The organism is Thioalkalivibrio sp. ALE20 (assembly GCF_000381405.1).
Taxonomy (GTDB): domain Bacteria; phylum Pseudomonadota; class Gammaproteobacteria; order Ectothiorhodospirales; family Ectothiorhodospiraceae; genus Thioalkalivibrio.
The window spans coordinates 150,178-175,542 of the sequence record NZ_KB906472.1 but is presented as its reverse complement, the minus strand read 5'-3'; the positions used below and the strand labels follow the sequence as shown (position 1 = coordinate 175,542).

At 68.4% G+C, this 25,365-nt stretch carries 24 protein-coding genes and 1 pseudogene; 19 read left to right on the top strand and 6 right to left on the bottom strand.

Going from position 1 to position 25,365, the window contains the following annotated elements; genetic code table 11:
- Positions 1-92 precede the first annotated feature (92 nt).
- Complete coding sequence (locus tag F790_RS0104220; protein ID WP_018869635.1) at positions 93-509, top strand: HIRAN domain-containing protein; 417 nt, start codon at positions 93-95, stop codon at positions 507-509.
- A gap of 170 nt (positions 510-679) precedes the next feature.
- Here the strand turns inward: F790_RS0104220 and F790_RS0104215 are convergent, their stop codons facing one another.
- Complete coding sequence (locus F790_RS0104215; RefSeq protein WP_024329990.1) at positions 680-934, bottom strand: type II toxin-antitoxin system RelE/ParE family toxin; 255 nt, start codon at positions 932-934, stop codon at positions 680-682.
- A gap of 26 nt (positions 935-960) precedes the next feature.
- Entirely contained in the window at positions 961-1,233 is a 273-nt protein-coding gene (locus F790_RS0104210; RefSeq protein WP_018869633.1) for a CopG family ribbon-helix-helix protein, read from the bottom strand.
- Between the two features lie 238 nt (positions 1,234-1,471).
- On the opposite strand from F790_RS0104210, the gene F790_RS0104205 reads away from it, so the two are divergent.
- Positions 1,472-2,476: a hydrolase gene (locus F790_RS0104205; protein ID WP_019590923.1), complete on the top strand. Its 1,005-nt coding sequence runs from the start codon at positions 1,472-1,474 to the stop codon at positions 2,474-2,476.
- Between the two features lie 40 nt (positions 2,477-2,516).
- Here the strand turns inward: F790_RS0104205 and F790_RS0104200 are convergent, their stop codons facing one another.
- Positions 2,517-4,025: a SulP family inorganic anion transporter gene (locus tag F790_RS0104200; RefSeq protein ID WP_019590922.1), complete on the bottom strand. Its 1,509-nt coding sequence runs from the start codon at positions 4,023-4,025 to the stop codon at positions 2,517-2,519.
- A gap of 287 nt (positions 4,026-4,312) precedes the next feature.
- Between F790_RS0104200 and F790_RS0104195 the strand changes: the two genes are divergently transcribed.
- Both F790_RS0104195 and F790_RS0104190 read left to right on the top strand, forming a co-directional pair.
- Positions 4,313-4,807, top strand: coding sequence for a universal stress protein (locus F790_RS0104195; RefSeq protein WP_018869630.1), 495 nt, complete (start codon positions 4,313-4,315; stop codon positions 4,805-4,807).
- A gap of 13 nt (positions 4,808-4,820) precedes the next feature.
- A complete protein-coding gene (locus F790_RS0104190) occupies positions 4,821-6,245 on the top strand; it encodes a hypothetical protein (RefSeq protein ID WP_019590921.1) in 1,425 nt (474 codons plus the stop codon).
- Here the strand turns inward: F790_RS0104190 and F790_RS0104185 are convergent.
- Entirely contained in the window at positions 6,242-8,281 is a 2,040-nt protein-coding gene (locus F790_RS0104185) for a GNAT family N-acetyltransferase (protein ID WP_019590920.1), read from the bottom strand. The two genes, F790_RS0104190 and F790_RS0104185, sit on opposite strands and share 4 nt — an antisense overlap.
- 129 nt (positions 8,282-8,410) lie before the next feature.
- Here F790_RS0104185 and F790_RS0104180 point away from each other — a divergent pair, with 129 nt between their 5' ends.
- The 11 genes and pseudogenes from F790_RS0104180 (at position 8,411) to F790_RS0104130 (ending at position 17,550) form a co-directional block, all read left to right on the top strand.
- Complete coding sequence (locus F790_RS0104180) at positions 8,411-8,713, top strand: STAS domain-containing protein (protein ID WP_019590919.1); 303 nt, start codon at positions 8,411-8,413, stop codon at positions 8,711-8,713.
- A gap of 260 nt (positions 8,714-8,973) precedes the next feature.
- A complete protein-coding gene (locus tag F790_RS0104175) occupies positions 8,974-9,336 on the top strand; it encodes a response regulator (RefSeq protein WP_018869626.1) in 363 nt (120 codons plus the stop codon).
- Positions 9,337-9,338: 2 nt separating this feature from the next.
- Positions 9,339-10,356, top strand: a pseudogene (locus F790_RS13710) (Hpt domain-containing protein); the annotation flags it as partial.
- A 214-nt stretch (positions 10,357-10,570) separates the two neighbouring features.
- On the top strand, positions 10,571-11,395 hold the full coding sequence (locus tag F790_RS0104165; protein ID WP_018868780.1) for a protein-glutamate O-methyltransferase CheR: 825 nt from the start codon (positions 10,571-10,573) through the stop codon (positions 11,393-11,395).
- Positions 11,392-12,027, top strand: a complete 636-nt coding sequence (gene cheD, locus F790_RS0104160; RefSeq protein ID WP_019590918.1) for a chemoreceptor glutamine deamidase CheD — start codon at positions 11,392-11,394, stop codon at positions 12,025-12,027. Before F790_RS0104165 ends, cheD begins: the two co-directional genes overlap by 4 nt.
- Entirely contained in the window at positions 12,024-13,136 is a 1,113-nt protein-coding gene (locus tag F790_RS0104155; RefSeq protein ID WP_019590917.1) for a chemotaxis response regulator protein-glutamate methylesterase, read from the top strand. Before cheD ends, F790_RS0104155 begins: the two co-directional genes overlap by 4 nt.
- On the top strand, positions 13,133-14,335 hold the full coding sequence (locus tag F790_RS14960; protein ID WP_019590916.1) for a methyl-accepting chemotaxis protein: 1,203 nt from the start codon (positions 13,133-13,135) through the stop codon (positions 14,333-14,335). Before F790_RS0104155 ends, F790_RS14960 begins: the two co-directional genes overlap by 4 nt.
- Positions 14,336-14,362: 27 nt before the next feature.
- The gene (locus F790_RS0104145; RefSeq protein ID WP_018868784.1) at positions 14,363-14,668 is read left to right on the top strand and encodes an STAS domain-containing protein; all 306 of its coding nucleotides are present in this window, start codon (positions 14,363-14,365) and stop codon (positions 14,666-14,668) included.
- A 5-nt stretch (positions 14,669-14,673) separates the two neighbouring features.
- Positions 14,674-16,413 carry a SpoIIE family protein phosphatase gene (locus tag F790_RS0104140; protein WP_019590915.1) on the top strand — a complete coding sequence of 580 codons (1,740 nt, stop codon included), beginning with the start codon at positions 14,674-14,676 and terminating at the stop codon, positions 16,411-16,413.
- On the top strand, positions 16,410-17,165 hold the full coding sequence (locus F790_RS0104135) for an SDR family NAD(P)-dependent oxidoreductase (RefSeq protein ID WP_019590914.1): 756 nt from the start codon (positions 16,410-16,412) through the stop codon (positions 17,163-17,165). The genes F790_RS0104140 and F790_RS0104135 overlap by 4 nt, the downstream gene beginning before the upstream one ends.
- A 181-nt stretch (positions 17,166-17,346) precedes the next feature.
- Positions 17,347-17,550, top strand: a complete 204-nt coding sequence (locus tag F790_RS0104130) for a cold-shock protein (RefSeq protein ID WP_018868787.1) — start codon at positions 17,347-17,349, stop codon at positions 17,548-17,550.
- Positions 17,551-17,725: 175 nt separating this feature from the next.
- Here the strand turns inward: F790_RS0104130 and glnA are convergent, their stop codons facing one another.
- Positions 17,726-19,135 (bottom strand): glutamate--ammonia ligase, encoded by a 1,410-nt coding sequence (gene glnA / locus F790_RS0104125; protein ID WP_019569409.1) that lies wholly within the window; start codon positions 19,133-19,135, stop codon positions 17,726-17,728.
- Between the two features lie 218 nt (positions 19,136-19,353).
- Positions 19,354-20,580: a cation diffusion facilitator family transporter gene (locus F790_RS0104120; protein WP_019590913.1), complete on the bottom strand. Its 1,227-nt coding sequence runs from the start codon at positions 20,578-20,580 to the stop codon at positions 19,354-19,356.
- 139 nt (positions 20,581-20,719) lie between these two features.
- Between F790_RS0104120 and glyQ the strand changes: the two genes are divergently transcribed.
- From glyQ to F790_RS0104100, 4 genes are all read left to right on the top strand, one after another.
- Positions 20,720-21,667: a glycine--tRNA ligase subunit alpha gene (gene glyQ / locus F790_RS0104115; RefSeq protein ID WP_018936517.1), complete on the top strand. Its 948-nt coding sequence runs from the start codon at positions 20,720-20,722 to the stop codon at positions 21,665-21,667.
- Positions 21,668-21,757: 90 nt separating this feature from the next.
- Entirely contained in the window at positions 21,758-23,839 is a 2,082-nt protein-coding gene (gene glyS / locus F790_RS0104110) for a glycine--tRNA ligase subunit beta (RefSeq protein ID WP_019590912.1), read from the top strand.
- A 12-nt stretch (positions 23,840-23,851) separates the two neighbouring features.
- Positions 23,852-24,592 (top strand): 1-acyl-sn-glycerol-3-phosphate acyltransferase, encoded by a 741-nt coding sequence (locus F790_RS0104105; protein WP_019590911.1) that lies wholly within the window; start codon positions 23,852-23,854, stop codon positions 24,590-24,592.
- Between the two features lie 114 nt (positions 24,593-24,706).
- Entirely contained in the window at positions 24,707-25,351 is a 645-nt protein-coding gene (locus F790_RS0104100) for a hypothetical protein (RefSeq protein ID WP_019590910.1), read from the top strand.
- Positions 25,352-25,365: the final 14 nt, after the last annotated feature.

Here is a 25,365-nt window from a genome sequence, read left to right as displayed (position 1 = left end):
CTCGCCACACCACCCCCGTGCGGGGTGGCTCACTGTGTGAGCCACCGCCTGTGGTGGGATACGGGTACTGCCACACGAACCCGGAGGTTCCCATGCAACGCAACGGTTCCCGTTTTCCCGATCAGGCCCGTCCCGTTCCGGTGCTGCGCGGTTATTATGCGCGGCGCGACCGGATTCAGAACACGGCGACCACGGAGGAGCTCCTGCAGCGGATCCCGCTGGCGGGGTATCGGCATCACGAGGCGCCGCGGCTGTGGCCGCATCTGCGCCGCGGGCAGGGGCTGACGGTGCAGCGCGAACGGCTGAATCCGGTCGATCCGAACGCAGTGGCGGTGTGCTGGCTGGATCACCAGCTGGGGTATCTGCCGCGCGAGGAGAACGACATGGCGGCGGAGCTGCTGGACCGCGACGAGGAGCTGGTGGCCCGCATCATCGACAAGCGCGACAGCGAAGATCCGTGGGAGCGCCTGGAGCTGGGGGTCTACCGTCGACGGACGCCGGGCCAGTAAGCGCGCCCCGCCGTCCAGTGGCCGCACCCGACGCCGTTCAGGCGCTCCTGCCGGACCGCCTCACGCCGGACGATCTGAAAATTCCGGCCCCGAACCTGTAAGGCGCGGTTACGGATTCCGCTGTTCGTGACCGATGCACGGCACAAGCGATTGAAGCTCGGGCTCCGCATTCAGTAACCCGCCTCTTTCTGGTGCCGGAAGGCGAGGACGTACACGGCGTCGTCGGCCGGTTCGTGACGGTAGAGGGCCACGAATCCGGAGTCGCCGAAGGCAATCACCAGCTCACGCAGTTCGGGGATTTCAGGGTCCGGTCGCCCAATATCGGGGGCCGTTTCCAGCAGCAGGAATTGCCGCTCGATCACCTGACCCGCGCGCCTGGCCGCATCCGGAGCTTTAGTGGCGAGAGCGCGCCGGCATCGCTCCAAAACTTCTGCGGCGCCTGCGGTGACGATTACTCGTGGCACTCGGGCACGGCTCCTTCATCGTCAGTGCCCCATGTTCTCAACCAGTCGCGGGCTTCCTGCCCGGTCAGGTGCTGGCCGGTTTCCCGATAGGCCGACCAGGACGCCAGGGCTTCCTGCCTGAAACTCTCTCGGGCTTCCTCGCGGTCAACGTATTGGCGGATGGCTTCGAGCATGATCCAGTGGGGCGACCGTCGGCGTTGGGCGGCGAGATCCTGGAGGCGGGCTTTCAGTGCGTCATCGATTTTCAGGGACGTTGCCATGGTGGACCTCGTATTACTGAGTATTACCTTGTGCTAAGTTAGCGCGGCATCCGGCCCCGAGTCCATCCCTGCGATCCATGAGCGGGGAGTCTCGAAAACGATCGACACCAGGACATCCGGAGGCAAGATCGTTTCCCACGTCTTTGGCGCCGTGGCCCGGTTCGAGCGCGCTCGGGGCACTTCATGGCCTGCTCGCTGTCCGCGAACCCATCGCGGTGGCGATCCTGGAGACCAGAGGTTGAGCGACCCGCCCGAGGATAAAACGGATCAGGCGTTCCGGCCGGCCTGGTGGCTGCCGGGACGCCATGCGCAAACGGTCTTTCCGGCACTGTTTCGCGCGCCGCCACCGGTGCGGCTGGAGCGCGAACGCCTGGAACTGCCGGACGGGGATTTCCTCGAGCTGGCCTGGGGGCCGCCGGGACGCGGTCTGGTGCTGGTGGGCCACGGTCTGGGCGGCGACGAGACCTCGGGCTATGCGCTGGGGGTGGTGGCGGCACTGGCGCGGCGCGGGATCGGCAGCGCGGTGCTGATCTCGCGCGGGGCCGGCTCGCACCCCAACCGCCTGCGCCGCAGCTATCACGCGGCGGCATGGGACGACCTCAACCACGTGGTGGAGACCCTGCAACGGCGCGATCCCGCCCGGCCGATGGCGGTCTGCGGGTTTTCCCTGAGCGGTTCCATGCTGCTGTCGTGGCTGGGGGAACGCGGCGACACGCCATTGGCCACGGCGGTGGCGGTGTCGGTGCCGTTCGATCTGGCTGCCAGCGCCGATGCCCTGGAGCGCGGCTTCGCGCGGGTCTACCAGTGGCATCTGATGCGCGGTCTGCGCCGGGTGACGCTGCGCAAGTTCGCGGCGCGCGACGATGCCCCGCTGCCACTGGCGGAACTGCACCGCATGCGCCGGCTGCGCGAGTTCGACGAGCGCATCACCGCCTCGCTGCACGGCTTTCGCGATAGTGCCGACTACTACACCCGCGCCAGCTGCCGCCCGCGCCTGGGTGCCATCCGCCAGCCGACCCTCATCCTGCATGCGGCGGACGACCCGTTCGTCCCGGCCACCAGCATCCCCGCCGCCCGCGAACTGGGCCCCGGGGTCCGGCTGGAACTGCAGGCGAGCGGCGGGCATGTGGGCTTTGTGGCCGGAGACGTGCCCGGGCGCCCCCGTTACTGGCTGGACACCCGCATAGCCGACCACATCACCGAACACCTGGACGCAGCCCTGAACGCGGGCGCCGGACAATAGCGAAACGCCCGGGGCGCACGGTCACGCCCCGGGGCAGGGATCAGTGCCCCCCGGGTTCGCTGGCGCCACCTTCCTTGTCGTGCTGCGCGAGCTTGTCGTGGAGCTCGCCGCTCTGGCCGGGCGGGGCCTTCACTTCCACTTCCATGCCATTGCGGCGGAACTTGGCCACCACCTTGTCGATGGCGGCCACCGCGGAGCTGTCCCACAGCGAGGCCTCGCTGAGGTCGATGACCACGTGATGAATGCGCTCGCGGTAGTCGAAGCTGTCGATGAACTTGTCCACGGCCACGAAGAACAGCTGCCCGCGGACCTTGTACGTGCGGGTCCTGCTTCCTTCCGGTCGTTCGCTTTCCACATGGACGGCGTTGACCATCTTGCGCGCGAAGAACACCGCGCTGAGCAGCACGCCGGCGAACACGCCCAGCGAGAGGTCGTGGGTCACCACGGTCACGCCCACGGTCACGATGAGCACGGTGGCATCGGTGCGCGGGAGCTTGTGCAGAGTGGTCAGCGAGCTCCAGTCGAAGGTGGCGATGGAGACCATGATCATCACGGCCACCAGTGCGGCCATGGGGATGATCGACACCAGATCCCCCAGCACAAGGATGAAGAACAGCAGGTACAGACCCGCCGACAGGGTAGACAGCCGTCCCAGACCGCCGGATTTGATGTTGATGACCGACTGCCCGATCATCGCGCAGCTGGCCATGCCGCCGAAGAACCCGGTCACGATGTTGGCGATGCCCTGCCCCTGGGCTTCGCGGTTCTTGCCCGAGGGGGTGTCGGTCAGGTCGTCCACCACCTGCGCGGTCATCAGCGATTCCAGCAGCCCGACCACGGCCAGCGAGAACGCGGTGGGGAAGATGATCTGCAGGGTCTCCAGGTTCCACGGGATGTCGGGGAACAGGAACACCGGCAGGCCGTCGGGCAGCTCGCCCATGTCGCCTACTTCCATGGTGGGCAGGCCCATGTAGTAGACCACGATGGTCAGGACCACGATGGCCACCAGCGGGGGCGGCAGCAGTCTGGGATAACCCGGGATCAGCGGCAGGCCGTAGAGGATCAGCAGGCCGACGGAGACCAGCACCCACATGGTGGTGTCACCGTCCACCAGATACGGCACCTGCGACATGAAGATCAGGATCGCCAGCGCGTTCACGAACCCGACCATCACGGTACGCGGGATGAACATCATGTAACGCCCCAGCTTCGCCCAGGCGAACAGCAGCTGGATCACCCCGGTCAGCAGGGTCGCGGCCAGCAGGTACTGCAACCCGTGCTCCGCCACCAGGGTGACCATCAGCAGGGCCATGGCCCCGGTGGCGGCGGAGATCATGCCCGGGCGGCCACCGGTGAACGCGATCACCACCGCCATGGAGAACGAGGCGTACAGCCCCACCGACGGGTCCACCCCGGCGATGATGGAGAAGGCGATCGCCTCGGGAATGAGGGCGAGGGCGACCACGATCCCCGCGATAAGGTCGCCACGAACGTTGAAGAACCAGATGTCACGCTGGCGTTGCCAGAAGGCCTTTAGCGTCTGCTGCACGGCAAATCTCCCGGATCAGAGGTTTGACGCGCCGGCCCTGAGCACGGTGCAGACCGCGACTGCAGTGATAAGACGGGTGGGATTGACGGGCACCGGTCAGTGGGGTACTGCTAGGCATCCCGTGGCCACCAGTTACGGCGCTGGATCACGGACGAGGAGCAGGTCACAGGAACCGCCCGTGAGAAAGGCGCGAGAGTCTAACACCTCATCAGCGTTTTCTGAAGTGCCAGCCTCAAAGTCCAACGGGGTCGCCCCCGCCACGCACGCTCGAAAATCAGGATTTCCGCATGCTGCAACGCGTCATCGTCGCCATCGATTTTTCTTCCGCCTCGGCCGCGGCCCTGGCCATCGCCCGGCACCATTGCCCCGGTGCCACGCGCCGCCTGCTGCACGTGATGAAACCCGCAGATGTCGCCCGCGGCAGCGCGGCCGGGGCGATGGCCGGGGCCGGCTCCTCGCCGCTGCATTCGAAAGACATGCGCCAGTCGGCGGAGGATCAGGCCCATGCGCGGCTGAAGGAATGGGCGCGGGACGACGAGGAATGCGCGGTGGCCGTGGGCAGTGCACCCGAGGAAATCTCCCGCCTGGCCGAGGAGTGGGATGGCGAACTGATCGTGATGGGCACCCGCGGGCGCAGCCAGCTCGCCAGCATGCTGTCGGGCTCGGCCACCGAGTGGCTGGTGCGCCACGCCAGTCTGCCGGTGATGGTGGTGCACGATGTCCCGCTCAGCGACGCGATGCGCGAGCACCTGCCGCCCGGCTTCGAACACCACAAAGGATGATCCTGGAGGTTTCATGATGACTGCAACGACTCGATTCGGCGGCACCCTGATCGCGGCGCTGAGCCTCGCGGGAGGCGCCGCGCATGCGGACACCGGCACCGGCACGGTCGCCCAGACCCTGGACCGCAACGGCCAGCCGCTGGTCTCCGTCGACGGCGCACGGGCGGAGGACACCTTCGCCGCCCTCGGGGCCCTGACGGTCAAGGGCCGGCTGATGCGCGACAGCGAGATGGGCCATGAAGGCTATCGCCCGGAACTGGCCGGAGACCCGATGCAGGCGGTCGGCGAACGCTGGCTGGACCTGCTGGACTACGCCCAGGGGGCGTTCCTCGACCAGGGCCGCCTGCGGGCGCACGTCGGTGGGGAAGACGAGGCCGGCCCGGCCGCCTATGCCGAGGCCAGTTATCTCTATCACATGCACCACAGCGCGGGCCGGTTCGAGGACCTCGGGCTGTACGACGACCTCACCCATAAGCCCAGTCCTATGATCTCGCAGCTGGAGAACCATCTGGTCAACACGCGCCACGAAGACGGCCGAATCCACGGCGCCGACGCCAGCGATGCCGAGGCCTTCGCCTACGGCATGGATGCGCTGCACGCCTCGGCCTATGCCTGGGTCCGCCAGGACAAGCCGGGTGGCGCCGATGACATGGGCCAGCTCGACCTGGATGCGCTGGCCGGCTGGCTGGGCCATTCGCGTGACGACCTGCTCGCGGTCGCCCGTGCGGTTGCGGACCGGGCCGATGAGGCCTGGGACGCGGACGCCGGAATCTACGTGCTGGACGAGGGTGCCGAGTGGTCCGTCGATCAGCTCGGTGCCATGCTGCGCGGGCACAAGGGCTTGTACGAGATGCTGGCGCTGTACGGAGACGATGACGACCAGGAACGGGCGGAAACCCTGGCGGATCGCGCCGCGGCCATCACCACGGCCGTGCTGGACGGACACGGGCCGCTGCGTGACTGGGGCCTGCCCGCGCGCCTGGAATTCGTCGACGGCCGGGCCATGGCCGCGTCGGACGAGGTGGATGTCGGCGGCCAGTGGCGCTTCGTGCATCAGGTCACCGGCGGGTTTTCCATCCTGCGCGAGCGCGACGGCACGTCCGGCCTGATGGGTGAACGCCACCCCGAACTGGAGCAGAAAGTGGGCCGGGCGCTGGACCGCATGTTCCTCGGCGCGCTCGAATACCAGCTCGACGGCGACTACGTGCCGGCCCGCCTGGACCATGGCGACGGCTCGGTCAGCGACCCGACCGTCACCACCCGCGCCGCCGCGGCCTTCGTGCAGGCCGTAGGCAACGGGTACCGCGCCGGCGACGCATTCGACCGCCCCGGGGCCTGGGACGACGACGCCGAACTGGCCGAACGCAGCGAGGCCCTGTACGACGCGATGCTGCGCCACGGCGAGCTGGTCAGCTCGCGCCTGGTGCGGGTGGACTAGCGGATCTCGGGCCGGCTCCCGGCCAGCCACCGGGCCGCCGCCTCGCGCAGGCGGCGGATGACCCCGCGCCGGCCGGAGACCCCGGCCAGCGCTTGCAGGGCCGCCCAGTCCTGCTGCTGCACACAGGCGGCATGCAGCAGGGCCCGGCCCGAGTCCTGGCCCGAGTCCTGGCCCGGGTTCAGATCCAGCTCGCGATCCCGCACGGCCTCGGCCGCCAGGGCCCGGCGCAGGGCCGGCAGGGCCCACTCGAAGCTGCGGCTGCGATGGGCAAACGCCTCGATCGAGGCGCGATCGTCCGCATCGACTTCACCATGCTCGTCCGGCGCCGGCAGGCTCTGCTCGATGGCACGGGTAGTAGCACTGTCCAGCTGCTCCGCGGCCAGCGTGCGCCATAACGGCCAGTCGCGGGCGAACGCTCCCTGCACCGCCGCCAGCGCCGGCCCCGCCTCGCCGGACTCGGCCAGCGCACGCATCACGATCAGCGTGACCTGCCCGCTGGCCGGATCCGGGCGCACGCCCAGGCGCACCGGCGCGAAGCCCTCGCGCCGCCAGAAGTGCAGCATGCCCGGGGTCACCCCGAACGCCGCGCCCAGGAGCCCCACCCCGTCGCGCGCGGCACGTTCGGCCACGGCGCGCAGCAGGCGCGTGCCCAGCCCGCGCCCCTGCCAGGCGGGATGCACCGCGATCCGGTGGATCCGCCAGGCGGTCTGGCCCGCTAGTGAAAAGGAACCTACTGCGGCCAGGGTGCACGGCAGGAAGCGTCCCGGCGGCCGCCGCTCGCCGGCCCACACCGCGTCCGCCAGCTCGGGCTCCAGCCCCGGCTCGGCCTGCACCAGCACCGCCCCGAACAGGGCGCCATCACGTGCCCCTTCCAGCAACAGGACATGCACGTCCGGATCGTCCAGCCAGCGCTGCAGATCGGAGGGCCGGGTGCGGTAATGGGCGTCGGCCAGCAGGCCGGTCAGCGCCTGCAGGCGGGCGGCGTCGCCCGCGAGGTCGGCCGGCGAGCGCCACGCCAGACGCACGGCCTGGGGCGACGGCTCGTGGCTGGCCGCCTCCAGCAGGAACAGCCGGTTGATCCAGTCTTCCAGCGGGTCGCCCGCGGCCCAGCGCACGGGCTCGCGCAGGCGCAGGATCCGCGGCGACAGGCCGGCCCGTTCCAGTGCCGGCAGCACCCGCAGGCGGAACCCCTGACCGCTGCCCTCGAATCCTCCGGTGGTGGTCGCCAGCACCACCCGCCGGGCGCGCCGGGTCAGTTCCAGCAGGCGCTCCACCGGGATGGCCGCGGCCTCGTCCACGGTCAGCAGGTCGGGCCGTGCCGGGGTATCCAGCAGGACCGCCGGTGCGCAATACAGCGTCGCGGGATCCACGACGGGCGAGCCTTCCGCAGCCTGCGCCAGCAGCCGCTCGGCTGCGGACGGGGCCGGCGCGGTCACGGCAATCTCCCCGTCCGGAGCGTCCGACAGCCGCAGGTGTTCACCCAGCCACTGCCCGAGCACGGTGGACTTGCCGCGCCCGCGCGGGGCGATCACCACGTCGCAGCGCCGCTCGCCCGGGGCGTCCGGTTCGCCCGGGTCGCGCAGCCGCTCCAGCACCCGCTGCTGGTCGTCGGTCCAGCCCTCGCCGGGCACGGCGCCAGCGGGGCGCGGCCAGTTCGCCGGCCGTCCAGGGTCGGGATGCTCCACCACCGCTTCCGCCAGCGCCTGTCGCCAGCGCTCGCCGAACGGCGTGGCGCCACCGGCATCCGTGAGCAGCACCAGCACCCCACCCCCGCGCAGGATGCCGCTGACGATCACCAGGGCATCGGCGGGGACACCGGACTGCGCCTCGAATACCACCACGTCGCGCTCGCGGCCCAGCCAGTCTCCGGCCTGGGCCGGACGCACCGAGGGTAGATCCGGGGGCGCGCTGCGGCCCACCCACAGGACGTCGTGGCCACCGGCCTGTTGCCGCAGCCATTCGCCCGCGCACTCGCAGACCTCCGGCCGCCCCGGCAAGGCGATGATGCGTCGATGCGGCGGACCGGAACGGACCATCGCGACTGCCCCCGGAAAAAAGAAACGGAACTTGTGAAAACGTGACAAACCTCAAAACCTGCGTCCCGATGCCGACACAGACAGGAACGCCCCTCACGCGACATCTCGCAGCATGAACCAGGAGCCCGCATGAATACCAACGAACAGCCCGCCACCGAACTGCCGGAACGCCTGCGCATTGACGCCGTCGAGGCGCTGACCGAAACCGCGCGCCAGACCCTGGACCAGGGCCAGCGTCTGCGGCTGGACGGTGGCAGCGTCCGGGACACCGACACCGCCGGTCTGAAACTGCTGGCGATGCTGCGCCGGGAAGCCGACCGCCGCGGCCAGCCCATGGCACTCGATCCCGTCAGCCCCGCCCTGGAAAGCGGCCTGCAGCGCCTGGGGCTGGAGGGCCACGTGCAGGACTCCGCGAACCCGCAGGGATCCTGACGACAGCACGACACAAAGCCTTTCCGGCTGTACAGGAATGGTCAAGATTTTTCGTTTTTCCGCGGAGCGGAACCGCTCGGCTCAGTTTTTCCTCCGGGGCCCGTTAAATTCTGTGACGGACCCCGAGTTTGCTGTACAGTCCTTGTACAGGTTTTTCGGAGAATGCGACGGCGACCCTGGCACACCGCTTGCTGGCAGATCATACGGCCGAACCCGGGGTCGCCCGCATCAACAAGACAATCAGATAACAGGGGCACGCAATGGCCAAGGTGCTGGTGGTGGACGACTCGTCCTCGATGCGACAGATGGTGAGCTTCGCGCTCAAGCAGGCCGGTCACGACGTGACCGAGGGCCGGGATGGCAACGACGGCCTGAGCAAGGCACAGGGGCTGAAGGCCGATCTGGTCATCACCGACGTGAACATGCCCGGCAAGGACGGCCTGGAGCTGACCCGCGAGCTGCGCAAGCTGCCCGACTACAAGTTCACGCCCATCCTGGTGCTGACCACCGAGGCCGGCCCGGAGAAGAAGCAGGAGGGCAAGGCCGCCGGCGCCACCGGCTGGCTGGTCAAGCCGTTTGATCCGGAAAAGCTGATGAGCACCGTCAACAAGGTCCTGCGCTAGCCATGTCCATGGACATGTCCCAGTTCACCGAGGCCTTCCTCGAAGAAAGCTTCGAGGGGCTGGAACACATGGAGACCGAGTTGCTGGCGCTCAACGCCGGCGACGAGGAAACCCTGCACACGATCTTCCGTGCGGCCCACTCGATCAAGGGCGGCGCCGGGACGTTCGGGTTCAGCGCGATCTCCGAATTCACCCATGGCATGGAGACCCTGCTCGACCGCATGCGTAACGGTCAGCAGGAGACCACTCCGGAGATCGTGAATCTGTTGCTGCGCGCGGTGGACGTACTGCGCGGCCAGCTGCAGGCGGCTCGCGATGGTGGCGAAGCCGACCCGGCCGAGGCGGCCGAGGTCCGTGCCCTGATCGAGGCCACGCTGGGCGATGACACCCCGGCACCGGCGACCGGAGGGGGCAGCGATGACGCGGACTCCGGCAACGCCGACGGGGGCGACGACGGCACATCGGGTGGCTGGCGCATCCACTTCCGCCCGCATGCCGACCTGCTGCGCACCGGCAACGACCCGCTGCGCATGTTCGAAGTACTTGAGGAGCTGGGCGAGCTGACGGTGCACTGCGACGCAGAGGGCCTGCCCGCGACGCTCGAAGGCTACGACCCGGAGGCCAGCTACCTCGCCTGGACCCTGGAGCTGCGCGGCGACGCGGAGCGTGCCGACGTCGAGGAAGTCTTCGAATGGGTCGAGGACGAATGCGACCTGACGATCGAACCGCTTGAAACCGCCGGCGACAGCACCGAAGCACACCCCCCGGCGGACCCGGCCCCGGACGGCTCCGGCGCGGAATCCACGCCCCCCGGCGGTGAGGACGGCGCGGGCGGGGCGCCCGCACGCGCGGCCTCGAAGCCGACCGAATCCAGCTCCATCCTCCAGGAAATCAACAAAGCCATCTCGCAGCTCGACGAGGTCACCCAGCAGAACGCCGCCCTGGTCGAAGAGGCCGCCTCCTCCTCCGAGTCCCTCGACAATCAGGCCAACGAACTGCAGGAGCTCATGGCTTTCTTCAACAGCTCCCACAGCGAGGCGGATGCTCATCAGGCCCGCGAACCCGCTCACAAGGAAAGTGCGCGGCCGGCACGCCAATCCGCCTCCGCAGGCCGCCGCAAGACCCCGGCGCCGGAAAAGAAACCGGCCACCACCTCTCGCACACAGGCCGGCGCAAAGAACGACCGCAACGAAGAATGGGAAGAGTTCTGATGGCTGAGGGAGACGGTTGTTGAATGGCCGGTTTCGAGAGTCTGAGCGACCGCGATTTCCGACGCGTCGCCCGTCTGATCGGCGAACGCACCGGAATCATGCTCAACGAGAGCAAGCGGGAGCTGGTCTACGGACGGCTTTCGAGGCGGCTGCGTGCTCTGAGTCTGAACCGGTTCGACGTCTATCTGGACCGGCTGGAACAGGGAGATGACGCGGAACTGGAGGAATTCGTCAATGCACTCACAACGAACCTCACGGCATTCTTCCGCGAGCCCCATCACTTCGAAATGCTGGAGGGATCGGTGCTCGAGGAGATGCGCCGGGCCAATCCGGACGGACCGCTGAAGATCTGGTCAGCCGGCTGTTCCACCGGTGAGGAACCGTGGTCCATCGCAATGACCCTGGCCGATGCCGCCGGCTCGACAGATGCGGCACGGATCCTCGCGACCGACGTGGACTCGCGCGTGGTCGCGCATGCCGATGCCGGGATCTACGATGCCAGTCGCATCACCGGTATCGCGCGCGAACGCCAGCGGCGCTGGCTGCTGCGCGGCAAGGGCGCGCAGGACGGGAAGGTCCGGATCCGCGATGACCTGCGCTCGATGGCCCGATTCCAGAAACTCAACCTGTTCGACGAATGGCCCATCCGAGGGCCTCTGGATGCAATCTTCTGCCGCAATACCCTGATCTATTTCGACAAGCCGACACAGAAAGAGCTGGTCGAACGCTTCGCGACCATCCTGCGCCCCGGCGGCTATTTGTTCATTGGCCATTCGGAATCGCTGTACAAGGTAACGGATACTTTCCGGCTGCTGGACAAAACGCTTTACCGGAAGACCTCGCCGTGACCCGCCATCCCGACATTCCCGAGCTGCATGATGGTGCCTTCGCGCACATCAACCGCTACTGGGATCGCATGAACAATGCCCCGGCGGCCAAGCTGCTGCCCGGGGAATGCTATGTTTCGGTGTCGTCGACCGAGCTGATCACCACGGTGCTGGGCTCCTGCGTGTCGGCCTGCGTATGGTCGCCGGAGGCCGGGGTGGGTGGCATGAACCATTTCATGCTCCCGGAAGGCGAACGCGACAGCGGCTGGGGCCCGGCGGTTTCCAATGCCACGCGTTACGGCACCCACGCGATGGAGTTCCTGGTGAACGAGCTGCTCAAGCTCGGCGCCGAGCGCGACGACCTGCGCATCAAGATGTTCGGGGGCGGGCGCGTAATGGCGGGCATGAGTGACGTCGGCGCGCGCAACATCGCGTTTCTGCGCCGGTACGCGCGCGAGGAAGGGCTCGAGATTCTGGCCGAGGACGTGGGCGGCCCGTGGCCGCGCAAGGTGGTGTTCTTCCCCGCCTCCGGACGGGTCCGGCTGAAAAAGCTCGTGTCCCTGCACAACAACACCCTGCTCGAACGCGAGCAGGACTACCGCCGCCGCCTCGAAGGCGAGGACCTGGCCGGCGACGTGGAGCTGTTCGAATGAGCACAACGCAGGCCCGCCCCATCCGTGTGATCGTGGTCGACGACTCGGCCCTGATCCGCAAGCTGCTGGCGCGGATCCTCGATCAGGCGCCGGATATCGAAGTGGTGGAAACCGCGGCCGATCCGTACGACGCCCGCGAGAAGATCAAGCAGCACGACCCGGACGTGCTCACCCTGGACGTGGAGATGCCGAAGATGGACGGCATCACGTTCCTGCGCAATCTGATGCGCCTGCGCCCCATGCCGGTGGTCATGGTCTCCTCGCTGACCGAGGCCGGGGCTGACGTAACGTTGCAGGCGCTGGAAATCGGCGCGGTGGATTTCGTAACCAAGCCCGGAGTCGATGTCTCGCATGCTCTCGAAGCCTATAGCGGGACCTTGATCGACAAGATCCGCGCGGCCTCGGGTATTCGCATACAGGCGCGCAGCAGCACGCCGGCCGGAACCGCGACACCGGCCACAAGGACGAACGCCGGCGGGGGCACCCGGCGCTTTCGCACCACTGACCGCGTCATCGCACTGGGCGCATCGACCGGCGGCGTCGAGGCCCTCAAGGAGGTGCTGATGGGACTGCCCCCGGACTCACCCGGGATCGTGATCACCCAACATATCCCGGCGGGCTTTAGCCAGGCCTTTGCCGAGCGCATGAATCGCAGCACCGCGCTGCGGGTGAAACAGGCGGAGGACGGGGATGTGATCATGCCGGGACATGTCTTCATCGCTCCCGGGACCGACTATCACCTTCGTGTCGACCGGGACGGGGCCCGCTATGTCTGCCGGCTGGATGACCAGAATGCGGTGAACCGGCACCGCCCCAGCGTCGACGTACTGTTCGAATCCGCCGCACAGTCCTCCGGCTCCAACACCGTGGCCGCGCTGTTGACGGGCATGGGCGACGACGGCGCCCGCGGGCTGCTGGCACTGCGCGAGGCCGGTGCCCACACCATCGCGCAGGATGAGGCCACCAGCCTGGTCTGGGGCATGCCCGGCGCGGCAGTTAAGGCCGACGCTGCAGCTCAGGTGCTCCCACTCGGCAAGATCGCCCAGGCACTTCTGGAGGATCACCAAAATAAGGCCGACGCGGGGGCCAACGGAGGAGACACGACATGAATGACTGGAAACAACGTCTGATGCAGCCGCCGCTGCAGCGGGGCCTGGCGATCGCCCTGGTAGCCACCCTGCTGGCCGGCATTGGCGGCGTCTGGCTGGCCGGAGCAGCCGCGGCGGCCAGCCTGCTGGTGGTGCCCCTGCTGCTGGGGGCCGCGCTGGTGGTCGCCCTGCGGCACACCCCGGACGCGGACACCACCCGCCACGACGAACAGGAGGCTGCCCAGCGGGTGGCCGGCGGCGCGGAACTGTCCGACGAGATCGACCAGGCGATGCGCTTCGAACTGGACCAGATCGATCAGGAGATCACCCGGCAGAAGGGGCTGATCGAGAACGCGGTGAAGGAACTGGGCGACAGCTTCAGCGACATGCACCAGATCGCCGAACGCCAGCAGGAGCTGATGAGCTCCGATCTGGCGAGCCAGAATAGCGCCGGGGAAGAAGGCAGATCCCAGCCGGAGATCCTGCGCGACCTGACCCGCCAGTCGGACGAGACCCTGCAGATGTTCATCGACACCCTGGTGGAGGTCAGTCGGCAGAGCGTGGAGAGCGCGCACCACATGGCGGACATGAACCAGCACATGGACGGGGTATTCAAGCTGCTGGACAGTGCCGGCGAGATCGCCGACCAGACCAGCCTGCTGGCCCTGAACGCCAGCATCGAGGCCGCACGGGCCGGCGAGGCCGGGCGCGGGTTCGCGGTGGTGGCCGACGAGGTCCGCAACCTGTCGAAGCGCTCGGCCACCTTTCACGAGGACATCCGCAAGCAGATCGAGGAGGCGCGCCGCAGCATCCGTCAGGTGCACGACACGGTCCACGCCATGGCCTCGCGCGACATGAGCGACAGCATGGAAGAAAAGGAGCGCGTCGGCTCGCTGTTCGAATACGCCCGCGAGGCCACCGAGGACATGGAAAACCGGCTGCGGGAAGAGGCGGAACTGACCGATCGCATGAACCAGGCGGTCGCCACCGCGGTTCGCTCGCTGCAGTTCGAGGACATCGCGCGTCAGTCCCTGGGCACCGCCGAAGACGCCCTGGCCCATCTGCACGAACTGCAGGGGATCCTCCACGAGGCACGCTCCACCGACGATGCCCGCGCGATGGCCGAGCGCGTGCGCGCCTGGCGCGAGGATCGCCAGACCCGTCATCATCGCGCCGTGAATCAGGAAAACCTGGACACCGGCGACGTTGAACTCTTCTGACCCCCGAAAACTCCCGACGGAGACCGCATGAGCATCCAGACCCGGACATCGACGGACGGCAGCGAACTGCGCATCGCCATCCACGGTCGCTTTGATTTTGACCAGCACCAGGACTTCCGCAGCGCCTACCGCGAGACCCGCGGCGCCGGCATGCGCTACGTCATCGACCTGTCGCAGACGGAGTACATGGACAGCTCCGCGCTGGGCATGCTGCTGCTGTTGCGGGAACACGCCGGCGGCGATGGCGCCGACGTGCGCATCGTCGGGGCGTCCGGCGGGGTGCGCAAGGTGCTCGACATCGCCAATTTCGGTCGCCTGTTCACCATCGAGTGACGTCCGTGAGCGCCTTCCCCGAAAGCGTGCCGCTGGCGTCCGGCGAGGGGCGTGTGCTGATCGTCGACGACGACAAGCACAACCGGCGCCTGCTGAAGATGATGCTGACCGGCGCCGGCTACGACACCGAGGAGGCGACCGACGGCCACCAGGCCGTGGAGCAGGCACGCAACGCTCTCCCGGACCTGATCCTGATGGACGTGATGATGCCGGGGCTGGACGGCTTCGAGTCCACCCGACAGATCAAGCACGAGTGCGGTGATCGTTTCATCCCGGTAATCATGCTGACCGCCCTGGACGACGAGGACTCCCTGCTGCGCGGCATCCGCGCCGGTGCCGACGACTTCCTCAGCAAGCCCATCAACCTCTCGGTGCTGCGCGCCAAGATCCACGCCATGGAGCGCCTGCGCGACCTGCACCACGGGCTGCGCGAGCGCAACGAGGCCCTGGACCGGGCCCGGGGGCGCCAGGCATGGGAGGAAGAGACCGCGGAGAGCGTGCTCTCGCGCGCCATCACCGGGCGCAACGTGGGCGACGAACGGCTGCACGTACGCCAGTGGGCCGCCGCCACCTTCAGCGGCGACGTGGTGCTGTCGGACTTCACCCCGGACGGCGGCCTGCGCGTACTGGTGGGGGACTTCACCGGGCATGGCCTGGCTGCGGCCATCGGCACCTATCCGGTTTCGGAGACCTTCCATACACTGACGCGCGAGGGTGTGGGCGACACCGAACTGGTCTTCGAGCTCAACCACGTGCTCCACGGCTTTCTGCCACCGTCGATGTTCATGGGCGCCGTGCTGGTCACCTTTGAGCCCGACGGGCAGACCCTGACCGCCTGGAACGGCGGCCTGCCGGATGCCCTGCTGTGCGGCGGCGACGGACAACTGCGCCGCCTGCCCTCGCAGGCGATGCCGCTGGGAATCCTGCCCCGGCTGGAGCTGGACAGCGGCCCCCGGCGTCACGCCATCGCCGCCGACGAGACCCTGCTGATCGTCACCGACGGGGTTCTGGAAGAGGAAGGCACCGCCGGTGAACCGTTCGGCGAGGCACGCCTGCATGCCTGTCTGTGCCATCCGGAGCCCCCACCGGAGCGGATCGCACGGCTGGGCGATGCCCTGTCACGGCACATGGGGGATGCGTCACCGGCCGACGACATCACCGCGGTCGCGATCACCTGCGCCCCCGAGGTCGTGCTGGAAACCGGTGTCGCGGCCCCCCCGGACACCACCGGCAACCGACGCTGGTCCATGGAGGCCGCCGGGGCCGAGCTGGCCCGCGTGGACGTCGCGGAAGAGGCCCGGCAGCAGCTCCGGCGCTGGTTCCCGGAGCCCGGCGAACACGTTCAGGCCCTGCAAACGGTGGTCGCCGAGCTCTGCAACAATGCCTTCGAACACGGCGTGCTGGGCCTGTCTTCCGAGATGAAGGCCACCGCGGAAGGCTTTGCCGAGTACTATCGCCTGCGCCAGGAAGGACTCGAGCGCCTGGAAGGGCGCATCGGCATCAGCCTGCGCTACCGCCGCACGGACGACTGGCACTGCGTGCGCATCCGTGTGCGCGACAGTGGCGCGGGCTTCGACCACCAACGGGTGCGGCGGGCTCTCGAGGGCGAGAGCGACGAAAGGCTGTGGGGGCGCGGCCTGACCCTGGTGCACCGGTTGTGCCGGCAGATGCGGCACCTCGGGAGCGGCAACGTGGTGGAGGCCGAGTACGCCTGGATGGAACCAATCAGCGAGGAGCAGACATGACATCGACCACTCCGCAATCGGCACTGATTACCGGCAATTCCAGCGGCCTGGGCCTCGGACTCACCCGGGTCCTCGCCGCCGACGGCGCGGCGGTCTACGGCATGAGCCGCCGTGGCTGCCCCGACGACGGGGTCGCCGGCGACGCACAGGTCGACCTGGCGGACTTTGACGCCATCCCGGAGGCCATGGACCGGCTGCTGCAGGGCGTCACCCGTCTGGACCTCGTGATCCTGAACGCGGGCCTGCTCGGACACATCCAGCGCATGCCGGACGCGCCGATGGAAGAACTGCGCCTGCTGATGGACGTGAACACCTTCGCCAACAAGGTGATCCTGGATCGTCTGCTGACGCGCGAGATCCCGGTCGGCCAGATCGTAGCCATCTCCTCGGGGGCGGCGGTGTTCGGCAATGCCGGCTGGAGCGGCTATTCCCTGTCCAAGGCCGCGCTGAACATGCTGATGCAGCTCTACTCGCACGAATTCCCCGGCGTGCCCGTGCACTCGCTCGCACCGGGTCTGATCGACACCGCGATGCAGGACTATCTTTGCGACGAGGCCGACAGCGAGACCTTCACTGCCCTGCAGCGGCTGAAGGCCGCGCGCGGCACCCGCACCATGCCGGAACCGGAAACCGCGGCACGCGACATCCTCGACGTACTGCCACGGCTGCGCGAACAGCCGTCCGGAAGCTTCGTGGACATCCGTGCACTCAACGATCCCGAAGAGTATGCGCGCCTGACCGGCCGGCGCTGACAGAAAAACTTCATCGCACCCCATTGGCTTTTGCCGACACAGGAGCGTATAGTCGGAAACGTGATTCGCGGTTAGCAGCAACTCCAAGGAAGTCCCCAGTTTTCTGGACCAGTGCTCCCGTTGATCTGTTGGTAGCGTTCCGCAATCACGTTTCTTTAGTTACATGATGAGGTAAGTAGTTGTGAATACCGGTGTTGTTAAGTGGTTCAACGAGAGCAAGGGTTTCGGTTTCATCACCCCCGATGATGGCGGCAAGGACGTGTTCGTGCACTTCTCCGCGATCAACGGTTCGGGCTTCAAGACCCTGGCCGAAGGCCAGAAGGTTTCCTTCGAGATTCAGGAAACCGCCAAGGGTCTGGCCGCGGGTGACGTGACCGCGCTGTAAGACTGCCCGCACGGCGCGCCTCCGGGCGCGCTTCGGGAAGCAGAGGGCCGCCTTCGGGCGGCCCTTTTTTGTGCGCGCTCTCCGCGCAGGCCGCGCAGGTTCGCCCGGAGCGGAACCAAAAAAAGGCCCCGGCGCGAACGCCGGGGCCCGATGACGGCCGGAAAGCCCGCGGGGCTTACAGGCTGTAGTACATGTCGAACTCGATCGGATGGGTGGTCATGCGCATGCGCGTGACGTCTTCCATCTTCAGATCGATGTAGGCATCGATCATGTCGTCGGTGAACACCCCGCCCTGGGTCAGGAACGCGCGGTCGGCGTCCAGCGCCTCCAGGGCCTGATCCAGCGAATGGGCGACCTGCGGGATGCCCTTCTCTTCTTCCGGCGGCAGGTCGTAGAGGTTCTTGTCCATCGCCTCGCCCGGGTGGATCTTGTTCTGGATCCCGTCGATGCCGGCCATCAGCATCGCGGCGAACGCCAGATACGGGTTGGCGGTGGAGTCCGGGAAGCGCAGCTCGATGCGGCGGGCCTTCGGGCTCATCACGAACGGGATGCGGATGGACGCCGAGCGGTTGCGCGCGGAGTAGGCCAGCATCACCGGCGCCTCGAAACCCGGCACCAGGCGCTTGTAGCTGTTGGTGGACGGGTTGGTGAAGGCGTTCAGCGCGCGGGCATGCTTGATGATGCCGCCGATGTAGTACAGCGCGGTCTCGGACAGTCCGCCGTACAGGTCACCGGAGAACAGGTTCTTGCCATCCTTCGACAGCGACTGGTGCACGTGCATGCCGGAGCCGTTGTCGCCGACGATCGGCTTGGGCATGAAGGTGGCGGTCTTGCCGTGCATGTGGGCAACGTTCTGCACCACGTACTTGAGCATCTGCACTTCGTCGGACTTCTTGGTCAGGGTCGCCGCGCCGACGCCGATCTCGCACTGGCCGGCCGTCGCCACCTCGTGGTGATGCACCTCGGTGGTCAGCCCCATCTCGGTCATCACTTCACACATGGTGGAGCGGATGTCGTGCAGGCTGTCGACCGGCGGGACCGGGAAGTAGCCACCCTTCACGCCCGGACGATGGCCAATGTTGCCGTCGTCATACACGCGCTCGGAGTTCCAGGAGGCCTCCTGGGAATCCACGCGGCAATAGGAACCGGAGAGGTCGGAGCCCCACTTCACGTCGTCGAACACGAAGAACTCGTTCTCCGGACCGAACAGCGCGGTGTCGGCGATGCCGGTGCTCTGCAGATAGGCCTCGGCGCGACGCGCCAGCGAGCGCGGGCAGCGGTCGTAGCCCTGCATGGTGGCCGGTTCCACGACATCGCAGCGGATGTTCATGGTCATGTCCTCGAAGAACGGGTCGATGGCCGCGGACTCCGGATCCGGCATCAGGATCATGTCGGATTCGTTGATGCCCTTCCATCCGGAGATGGAAGAGCCGTCGAACATCTTGCCTTCTTCGAAGGAATCTTCGTCGAGGTCGTGGGCCGGCAGGGTGACATGCTGTTCCTTGCCCTTGGAATCGGTAAAACGAAGGTCAACGAAACGGACTTCCTGTTCCTTGATCTGCTTCAGCACTTCGGCTGCGGACATAATGAGGACTCCTCTGGTCTTCAGTTTGAGACGGTCGATGCCGGTGCGGTCGCCTGGGGCCGATCGGCGTCTGCCGGTTGGTCATGCAGGTGGCGTGCCAGCCTGCAAGCCCCGGTTCGGGGCGCCCCTGCGCCCATCTCTGCGCCACCACGGCCGAATGCCGCACACCCGCAGTGCACATGATGCACCATTATAGTGCCACCGCGCGGCATGCGCCCTCATTCGGTGCAAGGCCGATAGAGCACGGTCACCTGTCCCAGTACCGGCCCCAGAACGGGGTGTTCCCGCAGCTGCCGGGTCAGCAGATCGGCGCGCTCCTGCAGGGCGGCTCCCGTCCGCGCGGGATCCAGCCGCAGAGTGACGGTGGCATGCACCCGCCCGCCGAGATAATGCAGGGAAAGGTGCTCCAGGGCCTCCAGCTCGGGGAAGCCGGCCCAGGCCTCGCGCAGGCCGGCCACCAGTTCGGGGCGCAGGGGCAGCCGCGAGCTGGCCGCCTGCTCCTCGTCGTTCTCCGGATCCACGTGCACGGTGATGTCGCTGACCTCGCCCGCATCCTCGGTCACCGCGCGATGCACGGCATCGGCGATGCGGTGCCCCTCGGACACCGAAATCATCGGCGCGACCTGCACGTGCACGTCGGCCACGGCGTCGTCGCCGGAGCGGCGCGTGCGCAGCATGTGGGCATCCTTAACTCCGGGCACGTCCAGGATGGTGCGGTGGATGCGCTCGACCTTTTCCGGTTCCAGCGCGGTGTCGATCAGTTCGGCCACGCTGCGACGGATCAGGCGCCCGGCGATATGCAGGATGAACAGGGCCACCAGCAGCGCCGCCAGCGCGTCCAGCCACGGCCAGCCGGCGACCGCACCGGCCACCCCCAGCAGCACGATGACCGAAGAGATCGCATCGGTGCGGTGATGCCAGGCGTTTGCCTCCAGCATGCGCGAGCCCAGCCGGCGCGCGACCCGACGGGTGTACTGGTACAGACCCTCCTTGGCCACCAGGGTCACCACGGCGAAGGCGACCGCCAGCGGTGCCGGCCCCGTGGCATCGTCCAGCTCCAGCAGGCGTCCGCCGGCGCCCCAGGCGATGGCCAGCCCCGCCAGCGCGAGGAACAGGCCCACGACCACCGTCGCGAGCGTCTCGATGCGGCCGTGGCCGTAGGGGTGATCCCGATCGGGGGAAGCGGCGGCATGCCCTGCCGCGACCAGGACCACGGCATCGGTGACCAGGTCGGAGACGGTATGCACGCCATCGGCGATCAGGGCCTGGGAGTTGAGCAGCCAGCCGCTGAGCAGCTGGGTCACGGCCAGCCCGGAGTTCACCGCGGCGCCGGTGAGCGTGACCCGGCGCGTGTCGCGGTAGCGCCGGTCGTCGGTGCCCGACTCGAGCGGGTCAGGCGGTTCGGCGGGCGCCCTGTCCGGCTGCTGCTGGTGATCCGCGGCCATCGTACCCCCGGAGATGCCTCGATTCGGGGCATTATGGACCGCGCCGCGACCTCCGGCCACCGCAGCCGGGCCGGGCGGTGGCCGCACCCCGGCACGGGCCGATATACTGCCGCCCCTGATCCGCTCCGGACCCCCAGCCATGGCGAACGCAAGCGACCGAACCGAGACCGCGAGTCCCACCTTCCAGGACCTGATCCGTCGACTGCAGGATTACTGGAACGACCACGGCTGCGTGGTGATGCAGCCCTACGACATGGAGATGGGCGCCGGGACCTTCCACCCGGCGACCTTCCTGCGCTCGATCGGGCCGGAACCCTGGCGCGCCGCCTACGTGCAGCCCAGCCGGCGCCCGACCGACGGCCGCTACGGCGACAATCCCAATCGCCTGCAGCACTACTATCAGTTCCAGGTGCTGCTGAAGCCCTCCCCGGCCGACATCCAGGACCTGTATCTCGGCTCGCTGGAGGCGCTGGGCTTCGACACGCTGACCCACGACGTCCGTTTCGTCGAGGACAACTGGGAATCGCCGACGCTGGGCGCCTGGGGGCTGGGCTGGGAGGTCTGGCTGAACGGCATGGAGGTGACCCAGTTCACCTACTTCCAGCAGGTGGGCGGGATCGACTGCCACCCCGTCTCCGGCGAGATCACCTACGGGCTGGAGCGTCTGGCGATGTACCTGCAGGGCGTGGAGAGCGTCTACGACCTGGTCTGGACCGTCGGCCCGGACGGGCGCGCGGTCACCTACGGCGACGTCTACCACCAGAACGAGGTGGAACAGTCGAAGTACAACTTCGAGCACGCCGACCGCGATGCCCTGTTCGCCGCGTTCGACCACCATGCGGCGGAGAGCGACCGCATGATCGAGCTGGGCCTGCCGCTGCCGGCCTACGAGCAGATGCTGCGCGCCTCGCACAGCTTCAACCTGCTGGATGCGCGCGGGGCGATCTCGGTCACCGAGCGCCAGCGCTACATCCTGCGCGTGCGCGAGCTCTCCAGGAACGTCGCGCAGAAATACTATGAATCGCGCGAGGCGCTGGGCTTTCCGCTGTGCGCCCCGGGCGACACCGGCAAGTCCGACGCCGCCTGACGCCACCCGATACCGGGGCATACCCCGAACCCGTGCCCGCCGCCGCCCCGACCGGGCGCGCGGGCCCACCGGAACCCGACTGGACCGAACATGGACGAAGCCCGCGAACTTCTGATCGAACTCGGCACCGAAGAACTGCCGCCGGCCGCGCTGGCACGCCTGCGCGACGCCTTCGCCGAGGGCCTGACCACTCGCCTGCGCGACGCCGGGATGGAACCCGGCGAGCCCGAGGCCTTCGCCACACCCCGGCGCCTGGCCGTGCGCTTCCCCGCAGTGCCCAGCCGCCAGCCCGACCAGCTGCAGGAACGCCGCGGCCCGGCCGTGGCCGCCGCCTTCGACGACCAGGGCCGGCCGACCCGCGCGGCGCAGGGCTTCGCCTCCTCCTGCGGGGTGGAGGTGGAACAGCTCGAGCGCGAGGACACCGGCAAGGGCGAATACCTGATCTTCCGCCGCATGCAGCCGGGACAGGCCCTCGGCGAACTGCTGCCGGAGATGCTGGCCGGGGCCCTGGAGCACCTGCCCACGCCCAAGCGCATGCGCTGGGGCGAGAGCACCACGGAATTCGTGCGCCCGGTGCACTGGCTGGTGGTGCTGCACGGCACCGACGTCCTGCCGATGACGGTGCTGGAACAGGATGCCGGCCGCCACACGCGCGGCCACCGTTTCCACCACCCGGCCCCGCTGGAGCTCGCCGGCCCCGGCGACTACGCCGAAAGGCTGCGCGCCGAGGGCCGTGTGGAGCCTTCGTTCGAGGCCCGTCGCGAGCGCATCCTGGAGCAGGTCCACGCCACCGCCCGCGAACTGGGCGGGCGCGCGCTGGTCGACCCGGACATGCTGGACGAGGTCACCGCGCTGGTGGAGTGGCCGGTGGCCCTGGGCGGCAGCTTCGACCGGCGTTTCCTCGAGGTCCCGCAGGAGGCGCTGATCTCCACCATGCAGGACAACCAGAAATACTTCCCGGTGGTGGACGAGGCCGGCCGCCTGCAGCCGCATTTCATCGTCGTCAGCAACATCGAGTCGCGCGATCCCGAAGCAGTACGCGATGGCAACGAGCGCGTGCTGCGCCCGCGCTTCGCGGATGCCGAATTCTTCTGGGAGCAGGACCGCAAGCACCGCCTGGAAGAACGCCTCGACGAGCTCGGCTCGGTGGTGTTCGAGAAGCGCCTGGGCACGCTGCGCGACAAGTCGCATCGCCTGGAGACGCTGATGCAGGGTCTGGCGGATCCGATGGGACTGGATGCCGGCCAGGCCGCCCGCGCCGCGCGGCTGTGCAAATGCGACCTGCTGACCCGGATGGTGTTCGAATTCACCGAACTGCAGGGCACCATGGGGCGCTACTACGCGCTGCACGACCGCGAGGACGAGGCGGTCGCCGATGCGATCGAGCAGCACTACTGGCCGCGCCAGTCGGGCTCCGAGCTGCCGGACGGTCCGCTGGCCCAGGCCCTCGCGCTGGCCGACCGCCTCGACACCCTGGTCGGGATCTTCGCCATCGGCAAGCAGCCCAGCGGCACCAAGGACCCGTTCGCCCTGCGCCGGGCCGCGCTGGGGCTGGTGCGCATCCTGGTGGAACGCGAGCTCCCGCTGGCCCTGACCCCGCTGCTCGCGGGAGCCGCCGAGCCGATCCGCGAACGCGTGGCCGAGGCCGACCAGGCGGTCGAGCCGGTGCGCGAGTACATCGTCGAGCGCCTGCGCGGCTACCTGCTGGAACAGGGCCACGCCCACGAGACCATCGAGGCCGTGGGCGCGGTCGCCCCCGACCAGCCGCTGGATTTCGCCCGGCGGGTGCGCGCGGTGTCGCAGTTCCGCGAACGCCCGGAGGCCGAGGCCCTGGCCGCGGCCAACAAGCGTATCCACAACCTGCTGCGCAAGGCCGGCGACGAGGCCGCCGGCACGCTGGAGCCCGACGCCCTGGTGGCCGACGAGGAACGCCAGCTGCACCAGGGTCTGCTGGCGGTGCGTCCGGCGGTGGATGCCGCGGTGGCCGACGGCGACTACGTGCTGGCGCTGGGCGAACTCGCCGGGCTGCGCGAGCGCGTGGACCGCTTCTTCGACGGGGTGATGGTGATGGCCGAGGACCCGGCCGAGCGGCGCAACCGCCTCGCCCTGCTGCGCGAGCTGCGCCAGGCCTTCGAGACCGTGGCCGACATCGGGCGGCTGGCCACCGGCTGAGGGCAGGCAAGCATGCTGTATCTGCGCTCACTGCTGTTTCACGTCGGGCTGATCAGCTCTTCGCTGATCTACGGCCTGATCGTGCCGTTGCTGATCTGGCCACTGTCCCATGAACGCCGCTACCGCATCCTGATCCAGTGGGGCCGCTTCAACATCTGGTGGCTGCGGGTCACCTGCGGGGTGCGCTACCGGGTACGCGGCCTGGAACACGTGGACACCTCGCGCCCCCACGTGGTGATGTCCAAGCACCAGTCGGCGTGGGAGACGCTCGCGTTCGTGTCGATCTTCCCGCGCCAGACCTGGGTGCTCAAGCGCGAGCTGATGCGCATCCCGCTGTTCGGCTGGACCCTGGCCATGCTCAACCCGGTACCCATCGACCGCGGTGCCGGGCGTCAGGCGCTGGAGGGCCTGCTGCGGGAAGGCAAGAAGCGCCTGGACCAGGGGCTGTGGGTGATCGTGTTCCCCGAGGGCACGCGCGTGAATCCCGGGGAAAAGGGCCGTTATCGTCAGGGCGGCGCGCAGCTGGCCGCGCGCGGCGGCTACCCGGTGCTGCCGGTGGCGCTGAACTCCGGTACGTACTGGCCGCGGCGCGGGATCCTGCGCCATCCCGGGACCATCGAGGTCTCGGTGGGGCCGCCGATCGAGACGCAGGGCCGTTCGGCCGCCGAGGTGCTGGCGCTGACCGAGGACTGGATCGAAAGCGAGATGGCGCAGCTGGAACCCCGCGACGAGGCCTCCCCGCGGGAGCAGTGATCCTGTGATCCGGCGGCCCGGCGATCCCCCGCCGGAGTCCGGCCCAAATTGCGCACGGGGCCGCAAGCCCGCAATCTCCCCGGCTACACCCCAGAGGAACCCGGAGACGCCCGCATGTCCGCTTCCCCCGGAACGATCGGTCCGGCACTGGTCGAACTGCGCGAACGCAACATCCACCGCGTCGGCCACGACGAGCCGGCGGTCTGGCTGATCGACGACCGCGAGATGGGCGGGATCCTGGTGAACGCCCCGCCGTTTTCGGATGCCCTGCTGCAGGAACTGCGCGCGCTCACCGAGCCGCGCTGGCTGTTCCTGCCCAGCCACCGCGGCGCGCGCGACCTGGAGGCCTGGCGCGAGGCCGGACTGGAGGTGCTGGCCTACGAGGCCGAGGCACCCGCGATCCGCGCCGCCGGCGGCACCGTGGATACCCCGTTCAACCGCAAGCAGCGGCTGTCGCGCACCATCGACTTCCTGCCGATGGGCGGCGTCACCGAGGGCACCTGCGCCCTGCGGATCAAGAATCTGCCGGGGGCGATCTTCTTCGGTCCCGCGCTGACCCCGGGCGAGGACGGCTGGCCCACGGTGATCCCCGAGGCCACCGACCATTCGGCCGAGGCGCGGCTGTTCGGCTCGCTGGGGATCAAGGACCTGAAATTCGCCTGGGCGTTCTGCGACCGCCACGATCCGGAGACCACGCACATCGGCCCGGATGCCGACCAGCACATCCACGCGCGGGTGGAGGCGCTGTTCGAGGACTGACGCCGCGCCGAGCC

What these genes read in the sequence shown, in the direction of transcription:
- F790_RS0104145 (WP_018868784.1), top strand. Translation starts at nt 14,363, where the DNA reads ATGAGCATCCAGACCCGGACATCGACGGACGGCAGCGAACTGCGCATC.
- F790_RS0104180 (WP_019590919.1), top strand. Translation starts at nt 8,411, where the DNA reads ATGAATACCAACGAACAGCCCGCCACCGAACTGCCGGAACGCCTGCGC.
- F790_RS0104120 (WP_019590913.1), bottom strand. Translation starts at nt 20,580, where the DNA reads ATGGCCGCGGATCACCAGCAGCAGCCGGACAGGGCGCCCGCCGAACCG.
- F790_RS14960 (WP_019590916.1), top strand. Translation starts at nt 13,133, where the DNA reads ATGAATGACTGGAAACAACGTCTGATGCAGCCGCCGCTGCAGCGGGGC.
- F790_RS0104165 (WP_018868780.1), top strand. Translation starts at nt 10,571, where the DNA reads ATGGCCGGTTTCGAGAGTCTGAGCGACCGCGATTTCCGACGCGTCGCC.
- F790_RS0104105 (WP_019590911.1), top strand. Translation starts at nt 23,852, where the DNA reads ATGCTGTATCTGCGCTCACTGCTGTTTCACGTCGGGCTGATCAGCTCT.
- F790_RS0104155 (WP_019590917.1), top strand. Translation starts at nt 12,024, where the DNA reads ATGAGCACAACGCAGGCCCGCCCCATCCGTGTGATCGTGGTCGACGAC.
- F790_RS0104190 (WP_019590921.1), top strand. Translation starts at nt 4,821, where the DNA reads ATGATGACTGCAACGACTCGATTCGGCGGCACCCTGATCGCGGCGCTG.
- F790_RS0104210 (WP_018869633.1), bottom strand. Translation starts at nt 1,233, where the DNA reads ATGGCAACGTCCCTGAAAATCGATGACGCACTGAAAGCCCGCCTCCAG.
- glnA (WP_019569409.1), bottom strand. Translation starts at nt 19,135, where the DNA reads ATGTCCGCAGCCGAAGTGCTGAAGCAGATCAAGGAACAGGAAGTCCGT.
- F790_RS0104185 (WP_019590920.1), bottom strand. Translation starts at nt 8,281, where the DNA reads ATGGTCCGTTCCGGTCCGCCGCATCGACGCATCATCGCCTTGCCGGGG.
- glyS (WP_019590912.1), top strand. Translation starts at nt 21,758, where the DNA reads ATGGACGAAGCCCGCGAACTTCTGATCGAACTCGGCACCGAAGAACTG.
- glyQ (WP_018936517.1), top strand. Translation starts at nt 20,720, where the DNA reads ATGGCGAACGCAAGCGACCGAACCGAGACCGCGAGTCCCACCTTCCAG.
- F790_RS0104220 (WP_018869635.1), top strand. Translation starts at nt 93, where the DNA reads ATGCAACGCAACGGTTCCCGTTTTCCCGATCAGGCCCGTCCCGTTCCG.
- F790_RS0104135 (WP_019590914.1), top strand. Translation starts at nt 16,410, where the DNA reads ATGACATCGACCACTCCGCAATCGGCACTGATTACCGGCAATTCCAGC.
- F790_RS0104100 (WP_019590910.1), top strand. Translation starts at nt 24,707, where the DNA reads ATGTCCGCTTCCCCCGGAACGATCGGTCCGGCACTGGTCGAACTGCGC.
- F790_RS0104175 (WP_018869626.1), top strand. Translation starts at nt 8,974, where the DNA reads ATGGCCAAGGTGCTGGTGGTGGACGACTCGTCCTCGATGCGACAGATG.
- F790_RS0104195 (WP_018869630.1), top strand. Translation starts at nt 4,313, where the DNA reads ATGCTGCAACGCGTCATCGTCGCCATCGATTTTTCTTCCGCCTCGGCC.